Raw genomic sequence first — 22,608 nt, forward strand, 5'->3', positions numbered from 1 at the left:
GATGACAAGCAAAAAAATGCAAAAGTGGGTTGTTTATATTATGTTAGGTTCATTGCTGATCACCTCAATTTTAACAGGCATCACTATGTGGCTTTAAAAATTCAACATGCACTTTTTACACCACATAGGCTGTTTGGTGAAAAACAATTTCTTTCAAATCGGTGCTTCCTCCTCTCGATTGCTCGTCCTCATACTACCTTTTGTTACATATTTTCCGATAAAGTCCATGAATTCCGCACATTCATTTTCGCAAAATCAATCTCGTCCGCTGCGGACTTTTGGCATCGTTGCCGCGAATTTTTTTACAGATCACGCTGATTTATTCCATAGCTGTTCACGAATATTTTCAGATCATGCGAACCGATATGGTGAACATTCTTAGCCGATTTTTTTCAGCAGACACGGTCCATTCTTCTGTTTGTATTTTGAAAAGTGCAGCTCGTAAAGGCGTTTCTTCTAAACATATGTACGAAAAAAGCATTGACACGATCTCTCGTTTTATTGTGCTCAATGACAAGCGCTTCATCCTTTTCCTTTTTTGGCGTCGGCAAGACCTTTAAACTGGCTTTTAATAATTAAATATTGCTCCATTTCATATAAAAAATGATAAAGCCTTGCTCTCGTTTCAAATTCCTTTCTTGTTTTCGGAAGCGGTGCCCTTTCCATCTCTTTTTTGATGTCATCTAGCTTTTTTAAAAATTTCTTTGCTGTATTTCCGGAATGAATGTTGTCTTTTAACTCTTCAATAAACTGTGCAATAAGGTGCGCTTGTTCTACGTTTGCGGTGATCATCGTGAACGTCGGCAGCACTCGTTCAATGATTTCAAATTGTTTTTCTCTCATTTTAAAATATGCATAATATTGGTCTTCATGTCTTAGCAAACGATTTTCTACATTTCGGAGCGCCAATCCTTTCCCTTTTTCAATGAGATCGGCTGTCTCAGGAATTTCTTTTCCATCCCACGTATAGTCGCCTTCTCTTAAAAAAGCTACAATTTTTTCAAAAATAACCGCAAAGTTTTTTTCTACTTCTTTTCGATAAACATTAAGGTCATTTTCTAGGCTCGGCATATACAGATTCATTAAGAGCGCTACTCCGATCCCTGTCACAATAATCAAAAGTTCGTTTTGAACAATATCCAGCGTTATTTGACCTGCTTCATATAAGTGCAAAATAATAACAGCGCTCGTTACAATGCCTTCTGTCGTTTTAAAAAGCACCATTGTCGGTATGAAAAAAAGCAACAGAAATCCAATGACAATTGGATGGTAACCAAAAATTTCAAAAAAAAGAAAAGAAAACATCATTCCCGTTATACAAGCAAAAAACCTGGACCAAGCGCTTTTCAATGATTTCTTTTTTGTTACTTGAATACAAAGAATCGCGATGATGCCGGTGGAAACAAAATGGTTTAAATCCATCAGCTGTGCTAAAAATATCGATAGAGGAGCACCTATCGCTGTTTTTAACGTACGATAACCGATTTTAAATTTTCTCATTACTCATCACCATCATTTGCCTATTCTCTTTTCGAAATAAAAAAGGCGCCACATCTAAAAATGGCAGCCTTTTCTTTTTATACTTCGTCACAATATTGCTCGAATGCCTCTTGCAATTTTTGGACAACAGACATCGGCTCATGTCCTTCGATTTCATGGCGTTCAATCATGGTAACGAGCTTTCCATCCTTGAGCAGCGCAAAAGATGGAGAAGACGGCGGATAACCGGTAAAATAAGATCTAGCTCGTTCCGTAGCTTCTTTATCTTGACCTGCAAATACAGTCACTAATTGATCAGGACGTTTATCATAATGGAGCGCATGATATGCAGCCGGTCTTGCGATTCCGCCTGCACAGCCGCAAACAGAATTAACCATTACTAAAGTGGTTCCTTTTTTCGTTAAAGCTTCATCCACTTCTTCCGGTGTTTTCAATTCCGTATAGCCAGCGGCAACGATTTCCTCACGCGCTTGGCGAACTATGTCGTTCATGAAGAAATTAAAATCGATGCTCATTCATTCGCACCCCTTTCCCTTTTTTTCACCATTATATTGTTATCTTACAATAACAGCAATCTTTGAAGCAAATGTTAACCAATTCTGCTTAAGCATTATTTCTAATAACTCAAAGGACTAATATACGGATGTCGTTTCTTTCGAAATACCTTCTAATATTTGTTTTACTCTTTGCAAAAATCTTCCGCATACAACCCCATCTAATACTCTATGATCGAGAGAAAGGCAGAGATTCACCATATCGCGCACGGCGATCATTCCGTTTTTCATGACAACTAATCTTTTCACAATCGTTTCTACTTGCAGCAAAGCCGCTTGTGGATAGTTAATAATTCCCATTGATTGAATAGAGCCGAATGAACCTGTGTTGTTAACGGTAAATGTACCGCCTTCCATTTCCTTCGCTTCAATCGTTCCCGTTCTAACCTTTAAAGCAAGCTCGTTAATTTCTCGAGCAATTCCTTTAATGGATTTTTCATCAGCATGTTTAATAACTGGTACATAAAGCGCATCATCTGTTGCAACAGCGATCGAAATATTAATGTCTTTCTTTTGAATAATTTTATCCCCCGCCCAAGTCGAATTCATTTGCGGATATTCTTTCAACGCTTCTGCAACGCTTTTCACAAAAAACGGGAAAAATGTTAAAGGAAAACCTTCTTTTGCTTTAAATTCTTCCTTGATCGAATTTCTTAATTCAACTAACCCAGTTACATCGACCTCAATCATCATCCAAGCATGGGGAATTTCTGTTTTGCTTCGCGCCATATTTTGAGCAATGGCTTTGCGCACCCCAGAAACAGGAATTTCAGTATCACCGGCTGTTTTAGGTGATTTATAGGATTTCGTTTCTTGGATCAAGGAGCCCTTTTTCGGTATATTACCTGCTTCAATCAGCTTCAACACATCTTTTCGGGTAATTCTTCCGAAAGCTCCCGTTCCGTTGACTTTTTCTAAATCAATATCATGTTCTTGAGCTAGCCGGAGCACTGCCGGAGAATACCTGTTTTTCATAGTCTTCTTTTCCGTTTCTTCTTTTTCAGCCGGCTGATGGTCATTAGCATAAAGACTGTCTTTTGGCTGAATGTTTTTTTCTTGTTCAACCGCCACAGCCTCCACTTCAATTCTGCAAATAACTTCGCCAACTTGGAGAGTATCTCCCTCCTCAGCTACAAGCTCTTTAATTACACCTGTATATGATGAAGGAACTTCTGCATTTACTTTATCCGTCATAACTTCTGCAATGGGATCATATTTGTTGACCTTATCGCCGATGGAGACGAGCCACTTGCTGATTGTTCCTTCTGTCACGCTTTCTCCTAATTGAGGCATTTTCATTTCTTCGATTAGCACGTTGATTCCTCCTTGAGATTAGGGTCAACTTTAAAACTCTGCCAATTCTCTCATCGCTTTTTCAATTTTTTCTGCATTCATCATAAAAAATTTTTCCATTGTCGGTGCAAATGGCATCGCAGGTACATCCGGGCCTGCAAGCCGTTTAATTGGTGCATCAAGATCAAACAAACAATGCTCTGCAATAATGGCGGATACCTCGCTCATTACACTGCCTTCTTTATTATCCTCAGTCACGAGAAGCACCTTGCCGGTTTTTGAAGCGGCCTCAATAATAGCCTCCTGATCAAGCGGATATACCGTTCTTAAATCTAAAAGGTGGACAGAAATTCCATCTTTTTCTAATCGTTCAGCTGCCTGCAGAGCAAAATGAACGCACAATCCATATGTAATAACGGTAATGTCATCCCCTTCCAGCTTGACATCCGCCTTTCCAATCGGCAAAACATAATCATCTGCCGGAACTTCCCCTTTAATGAGCCTGTATGCCCGCTTATGTTCAAAAAATAAGACAGGATCATCATCGCGTATCGCTGCTTTTAATAATCCTTTTACGTCATACGGCGTAGAAGGTATGACAATTTTCAAACCGGGCTGGTTGGCAAATACCGCTTCAACAGACTGAGAATGGTATAAAGCACCGTGCACTCCTCCGCCAAACGGCGCCCGAATCGTAATCGGACAGTTCCAGTCATTGTTGGAGCGATACCGTATTTTCGCTGCTTCTGAAATAATTTGATTGACAGCCGGCATAATAAAATCAGCAAATTGTATTTCACAAACAGGGCGCATTCCGTACATGGCCGCTCCTATTCCGACGCCAGCGATAGCAGATTCAGCAAGGGGAGCATCGATTACCCTCTCTTCTCCAAACTGTTCATATAACCCTTGAGTCGCTTTAAAAACTCCTCCTTTTTTCCCGACATCTTCTCCTAGTAGAAATACTTTTTCATCTCGCTCCATTTCCTCACGAAGTGCAGCTGTAACTGCTTCGATATATGACATAATTGGCATCTTTTTTCCTCCTTCAGTTTCCATACACATGTTTCAGTGCATGTTCCGGAGCCGCATAAGGCGCATTTTCTGCATAATCAGTTGCTTCATCGATTACGCTTGCAATTTTCGTCTGCATATTTTGTTCCAATTCCTCTGTTAACAATCCAATTTCTTTTAAATAGGATGCAAACGTATAAATCGGATCTTTTTTCTTAGCTTCTTCGATTTCTTCTTTTGTCCGGTAGCTCCGATCATCATCATCGCTCGAATGGGGTGTAAGGCGGTGCACAAGCGTTTCAACCAATGTCGGTCCCTCTCCTCGGACAGCTCTTTCTCTCGCTTCTTTCACAACTTTATACACTTCAAGAGGATCGTTTCCATCTACAGTCACCCCGTGCATGCCGTACCCTGCTGCTCTGTCTGACACTTTTTCGCAAGCTAATTGCTTTTGAATCGGAACGCTGATGGCGTATTGGTTATTTTCACACATCAAAATGACAGGTAATTTATGTACTCCAGCAAAATTCGCCCCTTCATGAAAATCTCCTTGGTTCGATGATCCTTCCCCAAAGGAAACAAATGTGACAAAATCCTTTTTATCGATTTTTCCTGCTAAGGCGATCCCAGCTGCATGAGGAACTTGAGTTGTAACAGGGGATGAACCAGTTACAATCCGATTTTTCTTTTGGCCGAAATGTCCTGGCATTTGCCTGCCCCCGGAATTCGGGTCTTCCGCTTTTGCAAATGCTGATAGCATTAATTCTTTCACGGTCATTCCAAAGTGCAGGACAACGCCTACATCACGGTAGTAAGGCAAGATATAATCCTTTGTTTTGTCCAAGGCAAAGGCTGCACCAACTTGAGCGCCTTCATGCCCTTGACATGAGATGACAAATGGGATTTTTCCTGCTCGGTTTAAAAGCCACATCCGTTCGTCCACTTTTCTTGCAAGAAGCATCGTTTCATACATGTTTAATACGTCCTGATCCGTTAAACCTAAAGACTGATGACGATTTTTGGGCATGACAAGACCTCCCTAGCTTATATATGTATTGCTTTGCCATTTACCGCAAGAGCCGCTTCCATTATCCCTTCTGACAATGTTGGATGGGCATGAATCGTACGGGAGAGTTCCCAAGAGCTTGCATCGAGAAAGCTTGCTAAACTTCCTTCAGAAATCAGCTCTGTTGCATTTGGTCCGATAATATGAATTCCTAAAAGATCATCGGTCTTTTCATCTGCGACAATTTTGACAAACCCTTGCGGTTCTCCATAAATGAGCGCTTTTCCAACTCCTTGAAAAGGAAATTTTCCGATTTTGATGGTATAGCCTTTTTCCCTCGCTTCTTGTTCTGTTAAACCGATACTTGCAGCTGCAGGATTCGAATAAATACATTTAGGGACTTTTTTGTAGTCAATTGGCAAAACATTCTCTCCTGCAATATGTTCTACGGCGCGTATTCCTTCTTGCGATGCGACATGGGCAAGCTGAAGACCGCCGATGACATCACCGACTGCATAGATGTTTGATTCCTTTGTTTGATAAAACTCGTTTGTCACAATATAGCCATTATGGATTTCAATTTCGGTATTTTCCAATCCAATTCCTTCTGTGTTCCCTTTTCTCCCTATTGACAACAGCAGTTTTTCACTGTGCAAACTGATTTCTTGTCCATCCTGTTCGATGAACACTGTGATTCCGTTTTGTATTTCTGTTTTTTCAGGCAAAATCGATATATTCGTAAAAATGCGGACTCCTTTTTTCCTCATTAGTCGTTCCATTTCTTTACTTATTTCAATATCTTCTGACGGCAAAATTCGATCCGCCATTTCAAGGATCGTGACTTCAACTCCGAAATCAGAGAGCATAGATGCCCATTCCATTCCAATCACTCCGCCGCCCACAATGATCATAGATGAAGGAAGGCGTTGTAATTGCAATGCTTCATCTGACGTCAAAATAGTCTCGCCGTCAATCGTTAATCCAGGCAATTCACGAGGGCGCGATCCAGTTGCAATAATAACGTATTTCGGAAGTAAAATTTGGTTTTCCTCCCCGTTTTCCATCTCTACAGAAACTGTTCCCGGCTGCGGAGAAAAGATGGACGCACCTAAAATTCGTCCGATGCCATGAAACACATCGATCTTTCCCTTTTTGACTAATTGCCTGACCCCTTGATAAAGTTGAGAAACTATCTTTTCCTTCCGCTCCTGCACTTTATCAAAATTGACTTGAACATTGGACAGCTCGATTCCAAAGTCGCTGCTTTTTTTTGATTGAGCAAATATTTCAGCGCTTCGCAATAAAACTTTGCTCGGGATGCAGCCCGAATGCAAACAGGTCCCTCCAAGCTTTGATTTTTCAACAATAGCTGTTTTCATTCCGAGCTGGGATGCCCGGATCGCTGTAACATATCCTGCCGTTCCTCCTCCTAAAATCACTACATCATATTCTTTGGCCATGAAACTCTCCTTCCTTCATCTCTTCTATGTATGCTAAAAAACCGATTTTTAAAAATATTTATATAGAAAAGACGTATGCTCCTTGTCCATTCATCGTTAATAAAATGGCATATCTTCATCATAACATGTTTATTTGTATTGACAAATTGTAATATGATCGTAAAAATGAAATTGATTCGCTCTATTTTAACAGAAAGGGATATAAAGTCAAATGATAAGGCTTATTGCATTGTTGATTATGGTGATTCCAGGGATCCTGGCGGTTTACGGAATTAAATTAATGAGAGACATGCTTTTTGGCATTTTACAGCCCCCGTTTCCTTATTTATGGCTGCAATTTTTAATGGGTTTATTATTTTTCCTAGCAGGATTGTTCTTTATAGGAGGATTTATTTTGCATAGAGATAGAAAACGCAATCGAGTTCAGCCGCGTTTTCAGAAAAAAAGTAACCGCCGTTAGGCTCAGCGGTTACTTTTTTTTCAGGAGGCCTTATGCTCCAATCTCAATTTATCTGCCACCATTGCAATAAATTCCGAGTTCGTCGGTTTGGCTTTTGACATGCTGACTGTGTAGCCAAACAGCGATGAGATAGATTCAATGTTGCCGCGGCTCCATGCTACTTCAATAGCATGGCGGATAGCACGTTCCACACGGCTTGCCGTTGTGTTAAATTTTTTCGCAATATCTGGATAAAGCACTTTTGTAATCGATCCTAACAGCTCGATATCATTATAAACCATGGAAATCGCTTCTCTTAAATATAAATATCCTTTGATGTGCGCAGGAACCCCGATTTCATGAATAATGCTTGTAATACTAGCGTCTAGATTGTCATTTTTATTTTCAGAAACAGCAGAGCCAGATTTATGTAAAGATATATTTTTCATTAGAGGCGAAGGTTTTCCACTCACTTGACGAATATTTCCAGCCAGCTGTTCCATGTCGAACGGTTTTAAAATAAAATAAGCAGCCCCTAGGTCGACCGCTTTTTTCGTTACATCCTCCTGGCCAAAAGCAGTTAACATGATCACGTTCGGTTTTTTCGCTTTGTTTAGCTCCTTGAGCTTTTGCAGCACTGCTAAACCATCTAAATGGGGCATTATAATATCCAATACAAGAACGTCCGGGCTTTTTTCATTTAAAATATTTAAACATTCCTGACCATTGTAAGCAACACCGATCACTTCCATATCTTCTTGGCTGGATAAATATTCATCCAAAAGGGCAACAAGCTCTCGGTTATCATCAACAATACATACTTTAATTTTTTCCACACGCACTCCTCCCAATCCTCTTTACAAAATTATACATTGTTTGATCTACAAGATATTTTCGACAACTTTACAAATAATCCTTTTCCTTTTTTAAAAAAAAGTGAAAAAATATGTGTTTTTTCAAAGTTCTTCTTTTTTCTTCCTATTTATTATGAATAAAGTCTTAGATTTCAACCAAATTTCTCCTCTAACAAACATAAACAGCGTTTTTGTAATAAATATGTATGTCGAATTAAATAAGTTTATACATAAATTTTCGCTTGATTCAGCCAGTACACTTCCCTTGCTTTTAAAGCAAACAGCCCACTTCACAAAATTCCTTTATGTGAACGTGACGTTTTTCGCAAAAGGATTTATGTCAGAACGCTGCATCATGTAATAAGAGTAGGAGGGAGCGATTAACTCCCGTCCTCTCACACCACCGTACATACGGTTCCGTATACGGCGGTTCCATTAAGATAATTGACGCAAGTCTTTATAACTTCCGTGAATAGCTGTTCTCTTTATGCCAGTGGTCACTCCACCCTCCAAGAGGTCTCCCACGGGATTCACCGCTTCCTCCCTCAAGTGAGGTACTACGTTTTCTGTGTTCATCATGACTCACTGAATGCCAAGGGCTATTCTCTCTTAATTGTTCGGTCCTTCTTAGTTGTTCTAGACCAACTAATACTATGACCTCTGCTGACTTCTGACGGTTCAGCTACTTATCACTAAGTAGGTTATGAAGAGTACTTCACATATCCGCCAGACCTCCCCGGGTAAGTACATGCACTTTCACACCATCTATCCGCCTCATTTACTCGATATGACCTTCGACAGAAAGCGCTTTGTTTTGTTATGCAAACTCACTCAATCATACCTAGCCTTATATGAGGTTCGTGTTCCTCGGACCGGTGTTTTGCCTCCAGCTTCCTTCAGATTCCGCGTCACCACGGACACCCTTTCGTTGAGCTAACCTCTACTTCTGTCTTCGGGGTTCGGGACTTACATCCTATAGTTCATGTACATGCCGGGCGCACATAAGAAAAAGCGAGTGCGTTAACTCGCTTTTTGCTGCTTTTCGTCAATACTAATCCCTGCATCTTGCAGCATCCATTCAATGTGAACACCGTAACCAGATGTCGGATCATTGACAAATACATGCGTCACAGCGCCAACCAGTTTTCCATCTTGAATGATTGGACTGCCGCTCATTCCTTGAACAATGCCTCCTGTTTTCTTAAGCAACTCCTTATCTGTCACTTTTATGACCATGCCTTTTGTTGCAGGAAACTTTTGATTCACTGTACTGACAATTTCCACATCAAATGCTTCCACTTTATTTTGATCTACCACTGTTAAAATTTTTGCAGGACCTTCTTTTACTTGATGTGAGAAAGCAACTGGTATCGGTTTGTCCATAATTCCGTTTTTCACTTCTTGATTCAGCCTGCCAAATATGCCGAATGGACTGTTTTTTGAAATAGAGCCGATCACTTCATGTTTTTCTGAAAATCTTGCTAATTTTTCACCTGGACTTCCGCCTCTACCTTTTTCAATCGACGTTACCGTTGAGCGGACAATTTTTCCATTTTCAACCACAATCGGTTTTTTTGTATCCATATCTGATATAACGTGACCAAGAGCACCGTATTTTTTTGATTTCGGATCATAAAACGTCATCGTTCCAATGCCTGCTGCAGAATCCCGTATATAGAGACCGATACGATACGTTTTGTCGCTTTTGTCTTTGACTGGTGTCAATTTCGTGTTGAGAACTTTGTTGTTGCGTTTTACTTCGATCGCTAAAGGGCGGCCTGTTCTTCCTGCTTCTTGTATAAATGGAATAATATCACTCATTTTTTCTATTTTTGTCCCATTAATTTTTGTTATCATATCGCCGACTTCTACACCTGCCGATTCACCCGGTGATTTTTTTCCGGCTTCAGTTTCAATTTGGTGAAAGCCGACTACTAAAACACCAAGTGTATTTAACTTAACACCGATCGATTGGCCTCCAGGAATTACCTTTAATTCCGGGAGAACTTTGACATTCACGTTTTTAACCGGCATGCCTTTTATTTCATAGAGAATTTGTCCATCTCCAGATTTCGTGCCTTTTAGCAGCAATTCGTCCCCGCTTTCCGACACTTTTAAAGCGTTCTGAACATCCTGAACTTGAGCTTGAGCTGGAATAACATTTTTTTCTATTGTATAAACGTCATGTTCAAAAATGGTGATTGTTTTCGGAATGTGTAAATATTGTCGCACCTCTTTTGAAAAGCCTAAACTGATTAAAGAAACAAGGAGAATCGTACCAATTATTTTTCTGATGTATTCTAAAGTCATTTCTTCACTCTCCTCGCTCCTAACCCACACCATATGACTATTTCACATGGCTACATCTAATAATTTTTCCTTGAGCGAGGCCATTTATAACTTTTTCTTAAAGAAATTATTTCCGCTAGGAGGATTTCACCGATATAGCCAGATCCAACAGCTCTTTTGCATGCTGCTTCGACAATTCCGTCACTTCCGCTCCAGCAATCATCCGGCCGATTTCTGCAATTTTTTCTTTTTCAGAAAGCGGAAGAACCTTTGTTTTCGTTCTTCCCTCTTTGCTTACTTCCTTAGCAATTAATAGATGGTTGTCAGCCATCGCTGCAACTTGAGGAAGATGCGTGATGCATAGCACTTGAGAGTTAATCGACACCTGATAAATTTTTTCTCCGATCGCTTGGGCGACACGGCCGCTTACACCAGTATCCACCTCGTCAAATATGATGGAAGTAATTCCTTGATGCTTGGAAAAAATCGTTTTTAAGGCAAGCATGATTCTTGATAATTCCCCGCCGGAAGCAATTTTCGCAAGAGGCTTAAGAGGTTCGCCTGGATTGGTGGAAATGTAAAATTCCACAAAATCCATGCCGTCACTTCCAAATTTCGCTGGAATTCCATCGATCAAAGCGGAATCTTGGGCCTCTTTCTGCGAAAATTGAACCTTAAATGTAGTTTTATCCATGTACAGCTGTTTTAATTCAGATGTGATTTGAGCGGTTAGCTTGTTTGCGTATTTTTTTCTTATTGCTGTTAAATGTTGGGATTTTGTCAGCAGTTCTTCGACGACAGATTTAAGCTCATTTCTAAGCGTTTGAATATGGCTATCACGGTTTTCAATCGTATCGATCTCTTTTTCAATTTCATCTCTATATTGCAAAATGTCTTTGATTGTTTGCCCGTACTTTCGTTTTAACCGATGAATGACATGGAGACGATCCTCTATCATATTTAACCGATCAGGATTAAATTCCATGCGTTCTAATTCATTTCTAAGCTGAAACGTTAAATCCTCTACAACGTAAAAACTGTTCGACAGCGTTTCGGACATTTCTTTTAACTGTTTATTAAATTCTGCTGCTTCTTCTAAATGATTCATGGCAAGTCGTAAAAAATCAAGCCCGCGCTGCTCTCCCTGCAGCGATTCATAGCTATTTTTCAAGGCTTCATAAATTTTTTCAAAATTTAACATTTCCTGCCGTTCTTCCTGAAGCTTTATATCTTCATCCATTTTTAAATCGGCATCGTCAATTTCCTTTAATTGAAACTTCAATAAATCCAATCGATGCGCCATCTGCTGCTCATTTTCTGAAAGGGCTTTTAACCGCTTTGTTAAGTCCGCGTATTTTTTATAAAGCTTTACGTATGCATCCTTTGCTTTTTTCACTTCTTCGCCGCCATATTCGTCGAGAAGATGAAGATGCTTTTGCTCGTCCATCAGCTCTTGATGATCGTGCTGTCCGTGTATATCGACTAATGTGCTCCCAATATCCCGGAGAATTCCGATTGTGACAAGCTTTCCATTAATTCTGCAAATGCTTTTTCCGTTAGCGGAGATATTCCGGTTTAAAACAATCATGCCTTCACTAGCATCTATTCCTAATTCATGGCACTTTTTCAAGCACGGATGGTCCTCTTCTTCCAATATAAACAACCCTTCCAATTCAGCGCGCTTTTCACCGGCTCGGACAAATTCAGAAGAACCGCGTCCTCCTACAAGAAGAGATATAGCATCAATAATGATCGATTTCCCAGCACCCGTTTCTCCCGTCAGCACTGTCAGCCCTTTTTCAAAAGAAAGAGATAGGGATTCAATAATGGCAAAATTTTTAATCGACAATTCCGCTAACATCGCATTTTCACCCCAAACTTGTTAAAGCATGTCCAAAAATTTTTCCGTCAACGTTTTGGTGTCTTCATTCTTCCTGCATATAATTAAAATCGTGTCATCGCCGCAAATTGTCCCTAATATTTCTTCCCAGTCCAAATTATCAATTAATGCACCAATTGCATGAGCATTTCCCGGCATTGTTTTCATCACAAGCAAATGTCCGGCAGAATCGATTTTAACAAATGCATCCATCAATGCTCTTTTCAGCTTTTGATGGGGATTGAAGCGCTGATCTGCGGGCAGGCTGTATTTATAACGTCCATCAGATGTCGGAACCTTCACTAAATGGAGCTCTTTGATGTCGCGGGATACGGTTGCTTGGGTGACATTAAAACCTAAATTTTTCAGCATTTCTACTAGTTCATCCTGCGTTTCGATTTCGTAATTTGTGACAAGCTCTCTAATTTTAATAAGACGCTGTCCTTTTGTCATTAGCGACCACCCCTATTCTCTTTCCTGTTATGATATCTCATAGAAAAACAGGAATAACTTGTATTCGTTATCCCTGTCTCTTTATTTTTAACGTCGAATGAGCATTTTTCACAATTTCTTCAATTGTTTCCGTAAATTTTATGTCACCTTTTTCTTTTGCCCCTCCCCAATACAAATGGAGCAAAAACTCTATATTCCCGTTGCTGCCAGTGATCGGAGAGTACGATAAATGTAAGCAATCAAATCCTTCACTGATTGCAAAGGCCGTTATGTCATGCAAAACTTCCTCATGAACCCGAGCATCCTTCACAATTCCTTTTTTCCCGACTTTTTCTTTTCCTGCTTCAAATTGCGGCTTAATTAGCGCGACGCATTCACCAGTGGGCACCAAAATGGTTTTTAAAACAGGGAGGATCAATTTTAAAGAGATAAACGATACATCAATGGTAGCAAATTCCGGAAGCCCCTTTTGAAAATCCTCCGGCTTTACATAACGGAAGTTTGTCCGTTCCATCACGATGACACGTTCATCTTGACGCAGCTTCCAATCCAATTGATTATACCCGACATCCACCGCATAACATAATTTTGCGCCGTTCTGCAAGGCGCAGTCGGTAAATCCTCCCGTAGAAGAGCCGACATCTACCATAATTTTTCCTGCCACACTGATTTCAAATTGTTTCAATGCCTTTTCCAGCTTTAAACCGCCTCTTGAAACATAAGGGATCGCATCTCCCTTTACAGTTAACGGGATGTCGCGATCAATTTTTTCGCCAGGCTTATCCAATCGTTTTTCATTTGAATAAACAAGCCCGGCCATAACGGCCCTTTTTGCTTTTTCTCTCGTTTCTGCAAGTCCTCTTTCTACAAGCAATACATCTAAACGTTCCTTTTTACCCATATTTGATTCCTTTTTCTTTTTTTGGTATTACTTCGAGCACATTTTTTATTATTCCTTCTTTTGTTAATCCAATCTCTTCTAATAGTTTTTCCACGCTTCCATGCTCGATAAAGCGATCTGGAATTCCCATTCTTTTCATTGTAAGATTTGTAAAGCCATGCTTTTCAGCAAATTCTAATACCGAGCTGCCAAAACCGCCTTCAAGAACTGCTTCCTCTACTGTTAAAATCGGTATTCCTTCGTTGAAAATCTCAAGAAGCATTTTCTCATCAAGCGGCTTTAAAAAGCGGGCATTGACGACTCGAACGGAAACATTATTTTTGGCAAGTGCTTTCGCTGCATCCAATGCCATTTTAATCGTCGTTCCAAATGTTAAAATGACAGCATCTTTACCTTGTAAAAGAACTTCCCACGTACCGATCGGAATTTCTTTCAGCTCAGGATCAAGAGGCACACCCAATCCTGTTCCTCTCGGATAGCGAAGAGCGATCGGCCCTTCATCGTACTTCAGAGCCGTATAAACCATATGCTGTCCTTCATTTTCGTCTTTCGCCATCATTAATACAATGTTTGGTATATGGCGCAAAAAAGCGATGTCAAATACTCCCTGATGGGTTTCTCCGTCAGCTCCGACGAGTCCTGCGCGGTCAATTCCGAAAAACACATTTAAGTTTTGTCGGCAAATGTCATGAACCATTTGGTCATAACCGCGCTGCAAAAAGGTTGAATAGATTGCCAAAAACGGCTTCATATTGGCAGCAGCAAGTCCTCCTGCAAGCGTCACCGCATGCTGCTCGGCAATACCGACATCAAACATTCTGTCCGGAAATTCTTCTCGGAATTTTTCAAGTTTCGAACCAACCGGCATGGCTGGTGTAATTGCAACAATTCTTTCATCGTTTCTCGCTAATTTTCGAACTGTTTCACTTACTAATTCACTCCAAGACGGAGCCGATATTTTCGGTTTAACAAAATCGCCTGTTTCAATTTTATACGGGCCTGTTCCATGCCATGTTCCAACCTTGTCTTTTTCGGCAGGCAAATAGCCCTTTCCTTTTTTCGTGATAACATGCACCAAAACAGGGCCTTTTGTTTTTTTGGCATAACTAATGTTTTCCATCAATGCCTGAAAATCATGTCCGTCAATCGGTCCAAAATAGGTAAAGCCAAGCTCCTCAAAAAACATGCCCGAAACGAATAAATATTTCAGACTGTCTTTAAGCCGTTCTGCTGTTGAGGCAAGCTTTCCTCCGACAGCTGGAATTTTTTTTAACAAGTATTCCAACTCTTCTTTTACCCAGTGATATTTGCCCGTTGTTCTTAATCTTCCAAGTATATGATGAAGAGCACCGACGTTTGGAGCAATAGACATTTCATTATCGTTTAACACAACAATAATATCCTTTTGTTCATGGCCGATGTGATTCAATGCTTCAAGCGCCATGCCTCCGGTTAAAGCACCGTCGCCGATAATCGGCACAATATATTCATCCGTTCCTTTTAAATCGCGGGCAATAACCATTCCCATTGCCGCAGAAAGTGAAGTTGAACTGTGCCCCGTTTCCCAAACATCGTGCTCGCTTTCTGAACGCTTCGGAAAACCGGACAATCCTTTATACTGCCTCAACGTATCAAACTCTTTCGCCCTGCCTGTCAAAATTTTATGAACGTACGCCTGGTGACCTACATCCCAAATAAATTTATCTTTCGGGCTGTCAAACATTTTATGTAAAGATATTGTCAGCTCAACTACTCCTAAATTTGGTCCAATATGTCCGCCGGTCACTGACAGCTTTTCAATTAAAAATTGGCGAATTTCCGCGCTCAATTGCTCCAGTTCTTTTATTGAAAACTTTTTCAGAAATTTTGGATTTTCGATGGACAATAGATCCAAAACGGATCACTCACTTTCGCTTTTTAGATATGCTTGCTTTTTTATGATTCTTTCCTTTTTTCTCTTTCATCAAAACAATATTAAATCTTTTTTCAAAAAAATAAAATATCTTTCCGACATAAAAAATAATCGGAGTTGAAAAACGGATTGCAAACGCCTTTCCAAACGCTTTTCCTCCGACAGTAAGAGCAGCTACAATGCTTGTGAATACGATTGAAATCGTAAACTCAAGCGCCGAAGTTTGACGGTCGGCAAACGTCAGCGCCAGCTGCACTACGACAACAGCCGAGGCTGTTCCGCTGATTATGCCGGAAATATCGCCAATAACATCGTTGCAAAAGTTCGAAAAGCGATCGGCATTTCGGATAATTTGAATGGCATGCTTGGCACCGCTCACACGCTTTGACGCCATCGCATGAAACGGAACCTCATCTGCTGATGTGGCAGCAATGCCGAGCATATCAAAAAAAATGCCGATTAAAACGATCACAAAAACGATCATCATACCGGCAGCCCATCCGACGCCTTCCAGAAGAACAGTTGATACAATTGAAAAAAGAGCCGCTAACACGAATGTGATAACGGCAATTCCTAAACTCCATCGTATTGAATATCGAATTAGCTCTTTCATCATGAAATGCATAACACCTGATTTCTATGTAAAAACTATATATAACGGAAATGGAGTGGTCATATATAGAGTAAACATTACGGCTTAGGTCCAGTAGGTTTTCCCAGTCAAGTACCAGGCGTTGCCGCCCCGGCGGTTTCCCTTTAAACCTGACTTAGCGCTGTCGCCAAACGCTAGACTGGATTGCCACTTAGTCCGTACTACAATCCTCTATATATGTCATGTGAACAGTCTAGGAGTTTTCCTCAAACAGCCTTTAGCCGGTTCCTAGCCTCTTTTGCAGAGCCGATTTCATATGTCACATAAGAAACTCTTTCATTGGCCATATGAAAAAGTTCCTTGTTTCCATAATCCCCTCGGCCTCCACTCAAGGCAGGCTACGCTGTCCGCGCCTCATTGCACTATGAAGCGCGTAGACAGGTTCATACCCATTTTGCACATAAAATGGGCCTCCGCGGAAAGAGGGTCAACGCCCACATGCCATTGTGGATCGCCCTCTAACCTTAACCCCCAGCATCAACCCAAGGCTGGGCGCCTCAAGCCAACACCAGGAACTTCATCGATGTGCCCTTTAGCGGATTTTTAGGCCCGCCTTCAGAACCGGAGGGCTGACTAGAATACTGCACCACTCCATCATGTTTTCTGACAGAATTATATCATATAGGAGTGTTTTCCTCAACTTGTTGGAGAATGCACACATTCAAATGCGAATCCCGTTCCTCACATTTTGTCGACCCGTTGGAGGTGCACCGAATTTTCATCGTTTAATGTTCGCGCTCCCCAATTAAATCACAAAACGATAATAGAAGCTCATTGTTTATGGAACATGTTTGCAAAATAGCCTTTGATGTTTCAATATGCTCCGACAATTTTTCCTTTGCGCCTTCCAAAGACAGTACGGACAAATACGTTGTTTTTTTATTCTCTTCATCGGAACCAACAGGCTTTCCGATCTTTTCTTCGTCTCCTTCAACATCTAATATGTCATCTTTAATTTGGAAGGCAATGCCTATATGGTATGCGAATTCCTTTAATTTATTTATTTCTTCAATCGACGCCTCAGCAATGATGGCACCTGCAATAATACTGAAAGCCAGAAGCTTTGCTGTTTTATGCTCATGAATATATTCAAGCTGTTTTAAAGTTAATTGTTTGTTTTCTCCTTCCATGTCGGCAACTTGTCCGCCAACCATTCCTTCTGCACCAGCCGCCTTTGAAAGCTCTGAAATGAGCGTCAATTTTACGCGATCTGAAAGCTCTTCAGCATCAGCAATCAGCCGAAAGCTTTCAGTCAGTAATCCGTCACCTGCCAGCACGGCTATGGCTTCTCCATATACTTTATGATTGGTCGGCTTTCCTCTTCTAAAATCATCATTGTCCATGCATGGAAGGTCATCATGAATGAGCGAATACGTATGAATCAATTCCACCGCACATGCGACCGGGTAACCAATTTTCTCTTCTTTTCCATACGAATGGAGAACGGCAAGCAAGAGCATAGGGCGCAGACGTTTCCCGCCGGCATTTAAGGAATAAAGCATCGATTCTTTAATAATTTTCGGGGCATTTAATCTTTCAATATATGTGGGAAGAACGGAATCAATGGCAGCTTTGCGCGTTTTTAAGTATTCCGGAAAAGACATCACTTTTGTTCTTCCTCCTGTGCTTGGAAAGGTTTGATCGTTCCATCTTCATCAAGAATAAAATCCAATTGCTTTTCAGCTTGCGTTAATTTTTCATGGCAAAGCTTTGAAAGCTTCATTCCTTCTTGAAAATATTGGATCGCCTGTTCTAATGGAACATCCCCGTCTTCTAATTTTAAAACAATTGCTTCCAGCTCTTTCATCGCTTCTTCAAACGTTAATTCTTTTTGATCATTCATGATCTTCTCTCCTCAATTTCAGATACTTCACAATGGATGGTCCCGTCCTGCAATTTAATTTGAATAAAATCCCCTTCAGCCGTTTGTTTTACGCTCTTTACCAGCTTATCTTGTTTATACACAAGGCTGTATCCACGTTCCATAATCTTTAATGGGCTGAGTGCATCAAGTTTAGAAGCCAATGCTTGAAAGCGATTCAGCTTCTGTTGATATAAAGCTGTCATCTCGCGCAGCATTTTTTTGTCCAGATCCTTCATTCTTGTCTTCGCCCGCTCAATTTGGTCATATGGAAGTTCGTTTTTAAGACGATTCGTCAATAACAAGTATCGGTTCGTTTGATCGCTTAAGTAACGTTTTCCTGCTTTTTTAAACCTTTCGAATAAAATGTCCAGCTCCTGTTCCTTTTGCATATAAAGCTTTTTCGGATATTTGAATGCATATGAGTTGGTTAAGCGGAAAAGCTTGAGCTTTTCCTTTTTGATCCGTTCCTTTAAAGCGTTCGTCATTCTAATGTTCCGTTCCCGGATCTTTTCGATTAAATCCGTTATATTAGGAACAGCCAGCTCTGCTGCTCCGGTTGGAGTCGGCGCCCGAAGATCGGCGACAAAATCTGCGATTGTATAATCTGTTTCATGGCCTACAGCAGATATAACGGGTATTTTTGATTTAAAAATTTCCCTTGCCACCATCTCTTCATTGAAAGCCCACAACTCTTCAATCGATCCGCCTCCTCTTCCAACAATGAGGACATCGAAATAACCGAGGGAGTTGGCAAGCTGTATTTTATTCACAATCGATTTTCCCGCTTGTACACCTTGAACAATTGCGGGAATAACCACCACTTTTGCCACAGGGTATCTTCGTTTGATCGTTGTGATGATATCCCTGACGGCTGCACCTGTCGGCGATGTGATCACACCGATCGTCTTTGGAAAGGCAGGAATCGTTTTTTTATGCTTGACATCGAACAGCCCTTCTTGCTCCAATTTTTTTTTCAGCTGCTCGAATGCAAGATAAAGCCCTCCTACTCCATCAGGCTCCATTTCCTTTGCATAAATTTGGTATATTCCTCCGGGCTGGTAAATGGTAATTTCACCGCGTACCAATACGTTCATCCCGTCCTCTGGGCGAAATGGAAGAGAACGGTTAAAACTTGAAAACATAACCGCCTGTATTCTGGCATGCTCGTCCTTTAACGTAAAATAAATATGTCCGCTGTCATGAATTTTTACGTTTGATAATTCGCCTTTTACCCAAATATCGCGCAAATGTGGATCAACATCAAATTTTCGCTTAAGGTATTTTGTTAACGCCGAAACGGTTACAAATTTTTTGTTACTCATGAACAACTCCTTTAAAGCAAGTTTATGGACGTACCCGCTTCTTTGCGGATTTAACCGTATTATAAACCAGCATCGTAATCGTCATTGGACCTACTCCGCCGGGAACAGGAGTAATGGCGCTTGCTTTTTCTTTTGCCTCATCAAATTTTACATCGCCTACAAGTTTTCCGTTCTCAAGTCTATTGACGCCAACATCTATTACGACTGCACCTTCTTTAATATGATCAGCACCTATGAAATGAGGACGCCCGACAGCAACGATTAAAATATCTCCTTGGATCGTATGCTCCCGTAAATTTTTCGTTTTCGAATGGCAATATGTAACCGTTGCATTTTCGTTTAGAAGCAATTGTCCGACCGGTTTTCCGACAATATTGCTTCTGCCAACAACGACAACATGCTTTCCGGGAATTTCGATATTTGCAGATTTGATCATTTCAACAATTCCGGCCGGCGTGCACGGCAAAAACGCATCCTGTCCCGTCATCATGCGTCCAACATTAATCGGATGAAAGCCATCCACATCTTTTTCTGGAGAAATTTTTTCAATGACTGCTGTTTCATCAATATGGTCAGGTAACGGAAGCTGAACAAGAATTCCGTCATAACGATCGTCCTGATTATATTTTTCTATCACTTCAAGCAGTTCTTCTTGTGAAATCGACTCCTCCAAATGTTCCAGCTTAAAAGAAACGCCGATTTCCTCCGAAGCTTTTTGCTTCCCCTTAATGTAAGAAAGGGAAGCAGGATTGTTCCCAACTAAAATAATGGCAAGGCCGGGTGTTACCCCTTTTTCCTTTAATTGTTCCACTTCTTTTTTTAACTCGCTTCGCATTTCTTTTGCCAATTCTTTTCCGTCAATAATCGTCGCCACCATCTTTTTCCTCCTAAGCTTTTTTTTCTAACTCTTCTTTTATACTTGAGAGGACACCATTTACAAATTTGCTCGACTGAACATCTCCGAACATTTTAGCAAGTTCAATCGCTTCATCAATTGTTACATTGAACGGAATATCCGGTTCATATTTCATCTCATATACAGCTAAACGCAAAATGGCACGGTCAATGTTAGCCAATCTTTCCAATTTCCAATTGGTTAAATTCCTTTTTATCAATTCGTCAATTTCGTTTTGATGTTCAACCGTTCCGAGTACAAGCTTATTTAAAAATGGATCATGTTCATTACCGTCCAAAACATGATTGATGGCTTCCTCAGGAAGCGCTTCAGCCAAGTCAATTTGAAACAGTGCCTGCAATGCCTTTTTCCTAGCTGTTCTCCGTTTCATCTTTTTGCTCCTTTTTTCAAACTATGTCGAAATGTCATATATGAATCATATCATAACTGCCTCTTGTATCACATATGAAAGTTTATCCGAAAAGAAATTTCAGAATCTTTCTTATTATTCTTTATTTTAAACAAAAAAGGGGAGGATATCCTCCGCCTTTACATTTCCTCTTGAATTTCAGGCTCTTCCGTCTTCGTTTCAAACTGAATGCCCACTACATGAATGTTGATTTCGTTGATTTCAAGCGCCGTCATCGTTAAAAGCGTTTGACGAATGTTTTCTTGTACTTTCTGTGCAACAGCCGGAATGGAAACCCCGAAATTCATGACACAATATACATCAATGACAATGCCTTCTTCACCTAAGTCTACTTTTACGCCTTTACCATGATTTTTTTTGCCAAAGCGTTCAGCGACTCCTGAAGCGAAATTGCCGCGCATTTGGGCTACCCCTTCTATTTCAGATGCGGCAATTCCGGCGATGACTTCAATGACTTCCGGAGCGATTTCCACTTTTCCAAAGCTTGCTTCATGATTCATTTCCAATCCTGTATCTTTCAAATAGTACACCTCCAAAATTATGACATGATTTTATAATTTTCAAGAAATCTAGTGTTGAACTCCCCGCTGATAAATTTTTCATGATCCATTAATTTCAGGTGGAAAGGTATGGTTGTATGCACTCCTTCTATAACAAATTCACTTAAAGCTCTTTTCATTTTGGCTATCGCTTCTTCCCTTGTCGCTCCGTGTGTAATCAGCTTTGCGACCATTGAATCATAATATGGCGGAATGGAATAGCCAGGGTAGCAGGCAGAATCAATGCGGACACCCGGTCCGCCCGGAGGCAGGTACATTTCGATTTTACCAGCTGAAGGCATAAAATTCTTTTCCGGGTTTTCTGCGTTAATTCTACATTCGATCGCCCAGCCGTTAAATGTAATGTCTTTCTGTTCAAAGCTTAGTGGTTCGTTTGCTGCAATCTTGATCTGCTCTTTGATCAGATCAATGCCTGTGACCATTTCAGTAACAGGATGCTCAACTTGAATGCGGGTATTCATTTCCATGAAATAAAATTGCTCATTTTTATAATCAAAAATGAATTCCACTGTACCTGCACCGGAATAACGCACCGCTTTGGCTGCTTTTACAGCCGCTTCCCCCATTTTATGTCGCATTTTATCAGATAGTGCAGGAGAAGGAGTTTCTTCCACCAGCTTTTGTAAGCGCCTTTGAATGCTGCAGTCCCTTTCACCTAAATGAACGACGTTTCCATGGTGATCGGCAAGAATTTGGATTTCAACATGGCGGAAATCTTCAATACATTTTTCAATGTAAACGCCTGGGTTTCCAAATGCTGTTTGCGCTTCCTGCTGAGTAATTTGGATCCCTTTCCGCAAGCTTTCTTCGTCATTCGCAACGCGTATTCCTTTTCCTCCGCCTCCGGCGGCTGCTTTAATAATGACTGGATAACCGATTTGATTTGCGATCTCAACTGCTTCCTCTTCGCTTTTAATGATCCCTTTTGACCCAGGCACAATCGGAACACCCGCCTGCCGCATTGTTTCCCTAGCAACATCTTTTTTTCCCATTTTTGTGATTGCTTCTGGACTAGGGCCTACAAAAACAATGTTGCAATCATTGCAAAGCTCGGCGAAATCAGCGTTTTCTGCCAAAAATCCGTAGCCTGGATGAATGGCTTCTGATCCAGTCAGCGTCGCTACACTCACGATGTTCGTAAAGTTTAAATAGCTGTCTTTAGATGCAGTCGGTCCTATGCAATACGCTTCATCTGCAAGCTGAACATGCAAGGAGTCTTTATCCGCCTCAGAATATATGGCGACTGTTTCGATCCCTAATTCCTTGCAGGCGCGTATGATTCTTACTGCAATTTCTCCTCTGTTTGCTATCAGCAATTTTTTAAACATTTT

22 protein-coding genes are annotated in these 22,608 nt (G+C 40.7%); 2 read left to right on the plus strand and 20 right to left on the minus strand.

What is annotated here, in order from left to right; all coding sequences use genetic code 11:
- The first annotated feature begins 1 nt into the window (after position 1).
- On the plus strand, positions 2–97 hold the full coding sequence (gene prli42 / locus RI196_RS12325) for a stressosome-associated protein Prli42 (protein WP_153028099.1): 96 nt from the start codon (positions 2–4) through the stop codon (positions 95–97).
- Between the two features lie 425 nt (positions 98–522).
- On the opposite strand, the gene RI196_RS12330 is transcribed toward prli42, so the two are convergent.
- From RI196_RS12330 to lpdA, 6 genes are all read right to left on the minus strand, one after another.
- Positions 523–1,500: an aromatic acid exporter family protein gene (locus RI196_RS12330; RefSeq protein ID WP_066247620.1), complete on the minus strand. Its 978-nt coding sequence runs from the start codon at positions 1,498–1,500 to the stop codon at positions 523–525.
- A gap of 77 nt (positions 1,501–1,577) precedes the next feature.
- Positions 1,578–2,015, minus strand: a complete 438-nt coding sequence (locus RI196_RS12335; protein WP_063388141.1) for a BrxA/BrxB family bacilliredoxin — start codon at positions 2,013–2,015, stop codon at positions 1,578–1,580.
- 117 nt (positions 2,016–2,132) lie between these two features.
- A complete protein-coding gene (locus tag RI196_RS12340) occupies positions 2,133–3,368 on the minus strand; it encodes a dihydrolipoamide acetyltransferase family protein (RefSeq protein WP_311066310.1) in 1,236 nt (411 codons plus the stop codon).
- 30 nt (positions 3,369–3,398) lie between these two features.
- Positions 3,399–4,382 (minus strand): alpha-ketoacid dehydrogenase subunit beta, encoded by a 984-nt coding sequence (locus tag RI196_RS12345; protein ID WP_063388139.1) that lies wholly within the window; start codon positions 4,380–4,382, stop codon positions 3,399–3,401.
- Between the two features lie 13 nt (positions 4,383–4,395).
- The gene (locus RI196_RS12350; RefSeq protein ID WP_311066311.1) at positions 4,396–5,388 is read right to left on the minus strand and encodes a thiamine pyrophosphate-dependent dehydrogenase E1 component subunit alpha; all 993 of its coding nucleotides are present in this window, start codon (positions 5,386–5,388) and stop codon (positions 4,396–4,398) included.
- A 17-nt stretch (positions 5,389–5,405) separates the two neighbouring features.
- Positions 5,406–6,827 (minus strand): dihydrolipoyl dehydrogenase, encoded by a 1,422-nt coding sequence (gene lpdA, locus RI196_RS12355; protein ID WP_063388137.1) that lies wholly within the window; start codon positions 6,825–6,827, stop codon positions 5,406–5,408.
- Positions 6,828–7,038: 211 nt separating this feature from the next.
- Between lpdA and RI196_RS12360 the strand changes: the two genes are divergently transcribed.
- The gene (locus RI196_RS12360; RefSeq protein WP_063388136.1) at positions 7,039–7,287 is read left to right on the plus strand and encodes a DUF2627 domain-containing protein; all 249 of its coding nucleotides are present in this window, start codon (positions 7,039–7,041) and stop codon (positions 7,285–7,287) included.
- A 20-nt stretch (positions 7,288–7,307) separates the two neighbouring features.
- Here RI196_RS12360 and spo0A read toward each other — a convergent pair whose 3' ends face one another.
- The 14 genes from spo0A to accC all read right to left on the minus strand — a co-directional run bounded on the left by spo0A (position 7,308) and on the right by accC (position 22,605).
- Positions 7,308–8,102, minus strand: coding sequence for a sporulation transcription factor Spo0A (gene spo0A, locus RI196_RS12365; protein ID WP_063388135.1), 795 nt, complete (start codon positions 8,100–8,102; stop codon positions 7,308–7,310).
- A gap of 1,038 nt (positions 8,103–9,140) precedes the next feature.
- Positions 9,141–10,430 carry a SpoIVB peptidase gene (spoIVB, locus tag RI196_RS12370; protein ID WP_311066312.1) on the minus strand — a complete coding sequence of 430 codons (1,290 nt, stop codon included), beginning with the start codon at positions 10,428–10,430 and terminating at the stop codon, positions 9,141–9,143.
- 115 nt (positions 10,431–10,545) lie between these two features.
- Positions 10,546–12,270, minus strand: a complete 1,725-nt coding sequence (recN, locus tag RI196_RS12375) for a DNA repair protein RecN (protein WP_311066313.1) — start codon at positions 12,268–12,270, stop codon at positions 10,546–10,548.
- Between the two features lie 21 nt (positions 12,271–12,291).
- Positions 12,292–12,741 carry a transcriptional regulator AhrC/ArgR gene (gene ahrC / locus RI196_RS12380; RefSeq protein WP_063388132.1) on the minus strand — a complete coding sequence of 150 codons (450 nt, stop codon included), beginning with the start codon at positions 12,739–12,741 and terminating at the stop codon, positions 12,292–12,294.
- 67 nt (positions 12,742–12,808) lie between these two features.
- Positions 12,809–13,642 (minus strand): TlyA family RNA methyltransferase, encoded by an 834-nt coding sequence (locus tag RI196_RS12385; RefSeq protein WP_063388131.1) that lies wholly within the window; start codon positions 13,640–13,642, stop codon positions 12,809–12,811.
- Entirely contained in the window at positions 13,635–15,536 is a 1,902-nt protein-coding gene (gene dxs / locus RI196_RS12390; RefSeq protein WP_311066314.1) for a 1-deoxy-D-xylulose-5-phosphate synthase, read from the minus strand. The genes RI196_RS12385 and dxs overlap by 8 nt, the downstream gene beginning before the upstream one ends.
- Before the next feature lie 10 nt (positions 15,537–15,546).
- Positions 15,547–16,167, minus strand: a complete 621-nt coding sequence (locus RI196_RS12395) for a CNNM metal transporter family protein (protein ID WP_094246530.1) — start codon at positions 16,165–16,167, stop codon at positions 15,547–15,549.
- 764 nt (positions 16,168–16,931) lie between these two features.
- Positions 16,932–17,810: a polyprenyl synthetase family protein gene (locus RI196_RS12400; protein ID WP_063388129.1), complete on the minus strand. Its 879-nt coding sequence runs from the start codon at positions 17,808–17,810 to the stop codon at positions 16,932–16,934.
- Complete coding sequence (locus tag RI196_RS12405) at positions 17,810–18,049, minus strand: exodeoxyribonuclease VII small subunit (RefSeq protein WP_063388128.1); 240 nt, start codon at positions 18,047–18,049, stop codon at positions 17,810–17,812. Before RI196_RS12405 ends, RI196_RS12400 begins: the two co-directional genes overlap by 1 nt.
- Entirely contained in the window at positions 18,046–19,392 is a 1,347-nt protein-coding gene (xseA, locus tag RI196_RS12410) for an exodeoxyribonuclease VII large subunit (RefSeq protein WP_063388127.1), read from the minus strand. The genes RI196_RS12405 and xseA overlap by 4 nt, the downstream gene beginning before the upstream one ends.
- 22 nt (positions 19,393–19,414) lie before the next feature.
- Positions 19,415–20,269 carry a bifunctional methylenetetrahydrofolate dehydrogenase/methenyltetrahydrofolate cyclohydrolase FolD gene (folD, locus tag RI196_RS12415; RefSeq protein WP_066247612.1) on the minus strand — a complete coding sequence of 285 codons (855 nt, stop codon included), beginning with the start codon at positions 20,267–20,269 and terminating at the stop codon, positions 19,415–19,417.
- Positions 20,270–20,279: 10 nt separating this feature from the next.
- Positions 20,280–20,678 carry a transcription antitermination factor NusB gene (nusB, locus tag RI196_RS12420; protein WP_063388125.1) on the minus strand — a complete coding sequence of 133 codons (399 nt, stop codon included), beginning with the start codon at positions 20,676–20,678 and terminating at the stop codon, positions 20,280–20,282.
- A 158-nt stretch (positions 20,679–20,836) separates the two neighbouring features.
- Positions 20,837–21,238: an Asp23/Gls24 family envelope stress response protein gene (locus tag RI196_RS12425; protein WP_063388124.1), complete on the minus strand. Its 402-nt coding sequence runs from the start codon at positions 21,236–21,238 to the stop codon at positions 20,837–20,839.
- 17 nt (positions 21,239–21,255) lie between these two features.
- Positions 21,256–22,605 carry an acetyl-CoA carboxylase biotin carboxylase subunit gene (gene accC, locus RI196_RS12430; RefSeq protein ID WP_063388123.1) on the minus strand — a complete coding sequence of 450 codons (1,350 nt, stop codon included), beginning with the start codon at positions 22,603–22,605 and terminating at the stop codon, positions 21,256–21,258.
- Positions 22,606–22,608 lie beyond the last annotated feature (3 nt).

The organism is Aeribacillus composti (assembly GCF_031760945.1).
Classification (GTDB): domain Bacteria; phylum Bacillota; class Bacilli; order Bacillales; family Aeribacillaceae; genus Aeribacillus; species Aeribacillus composti.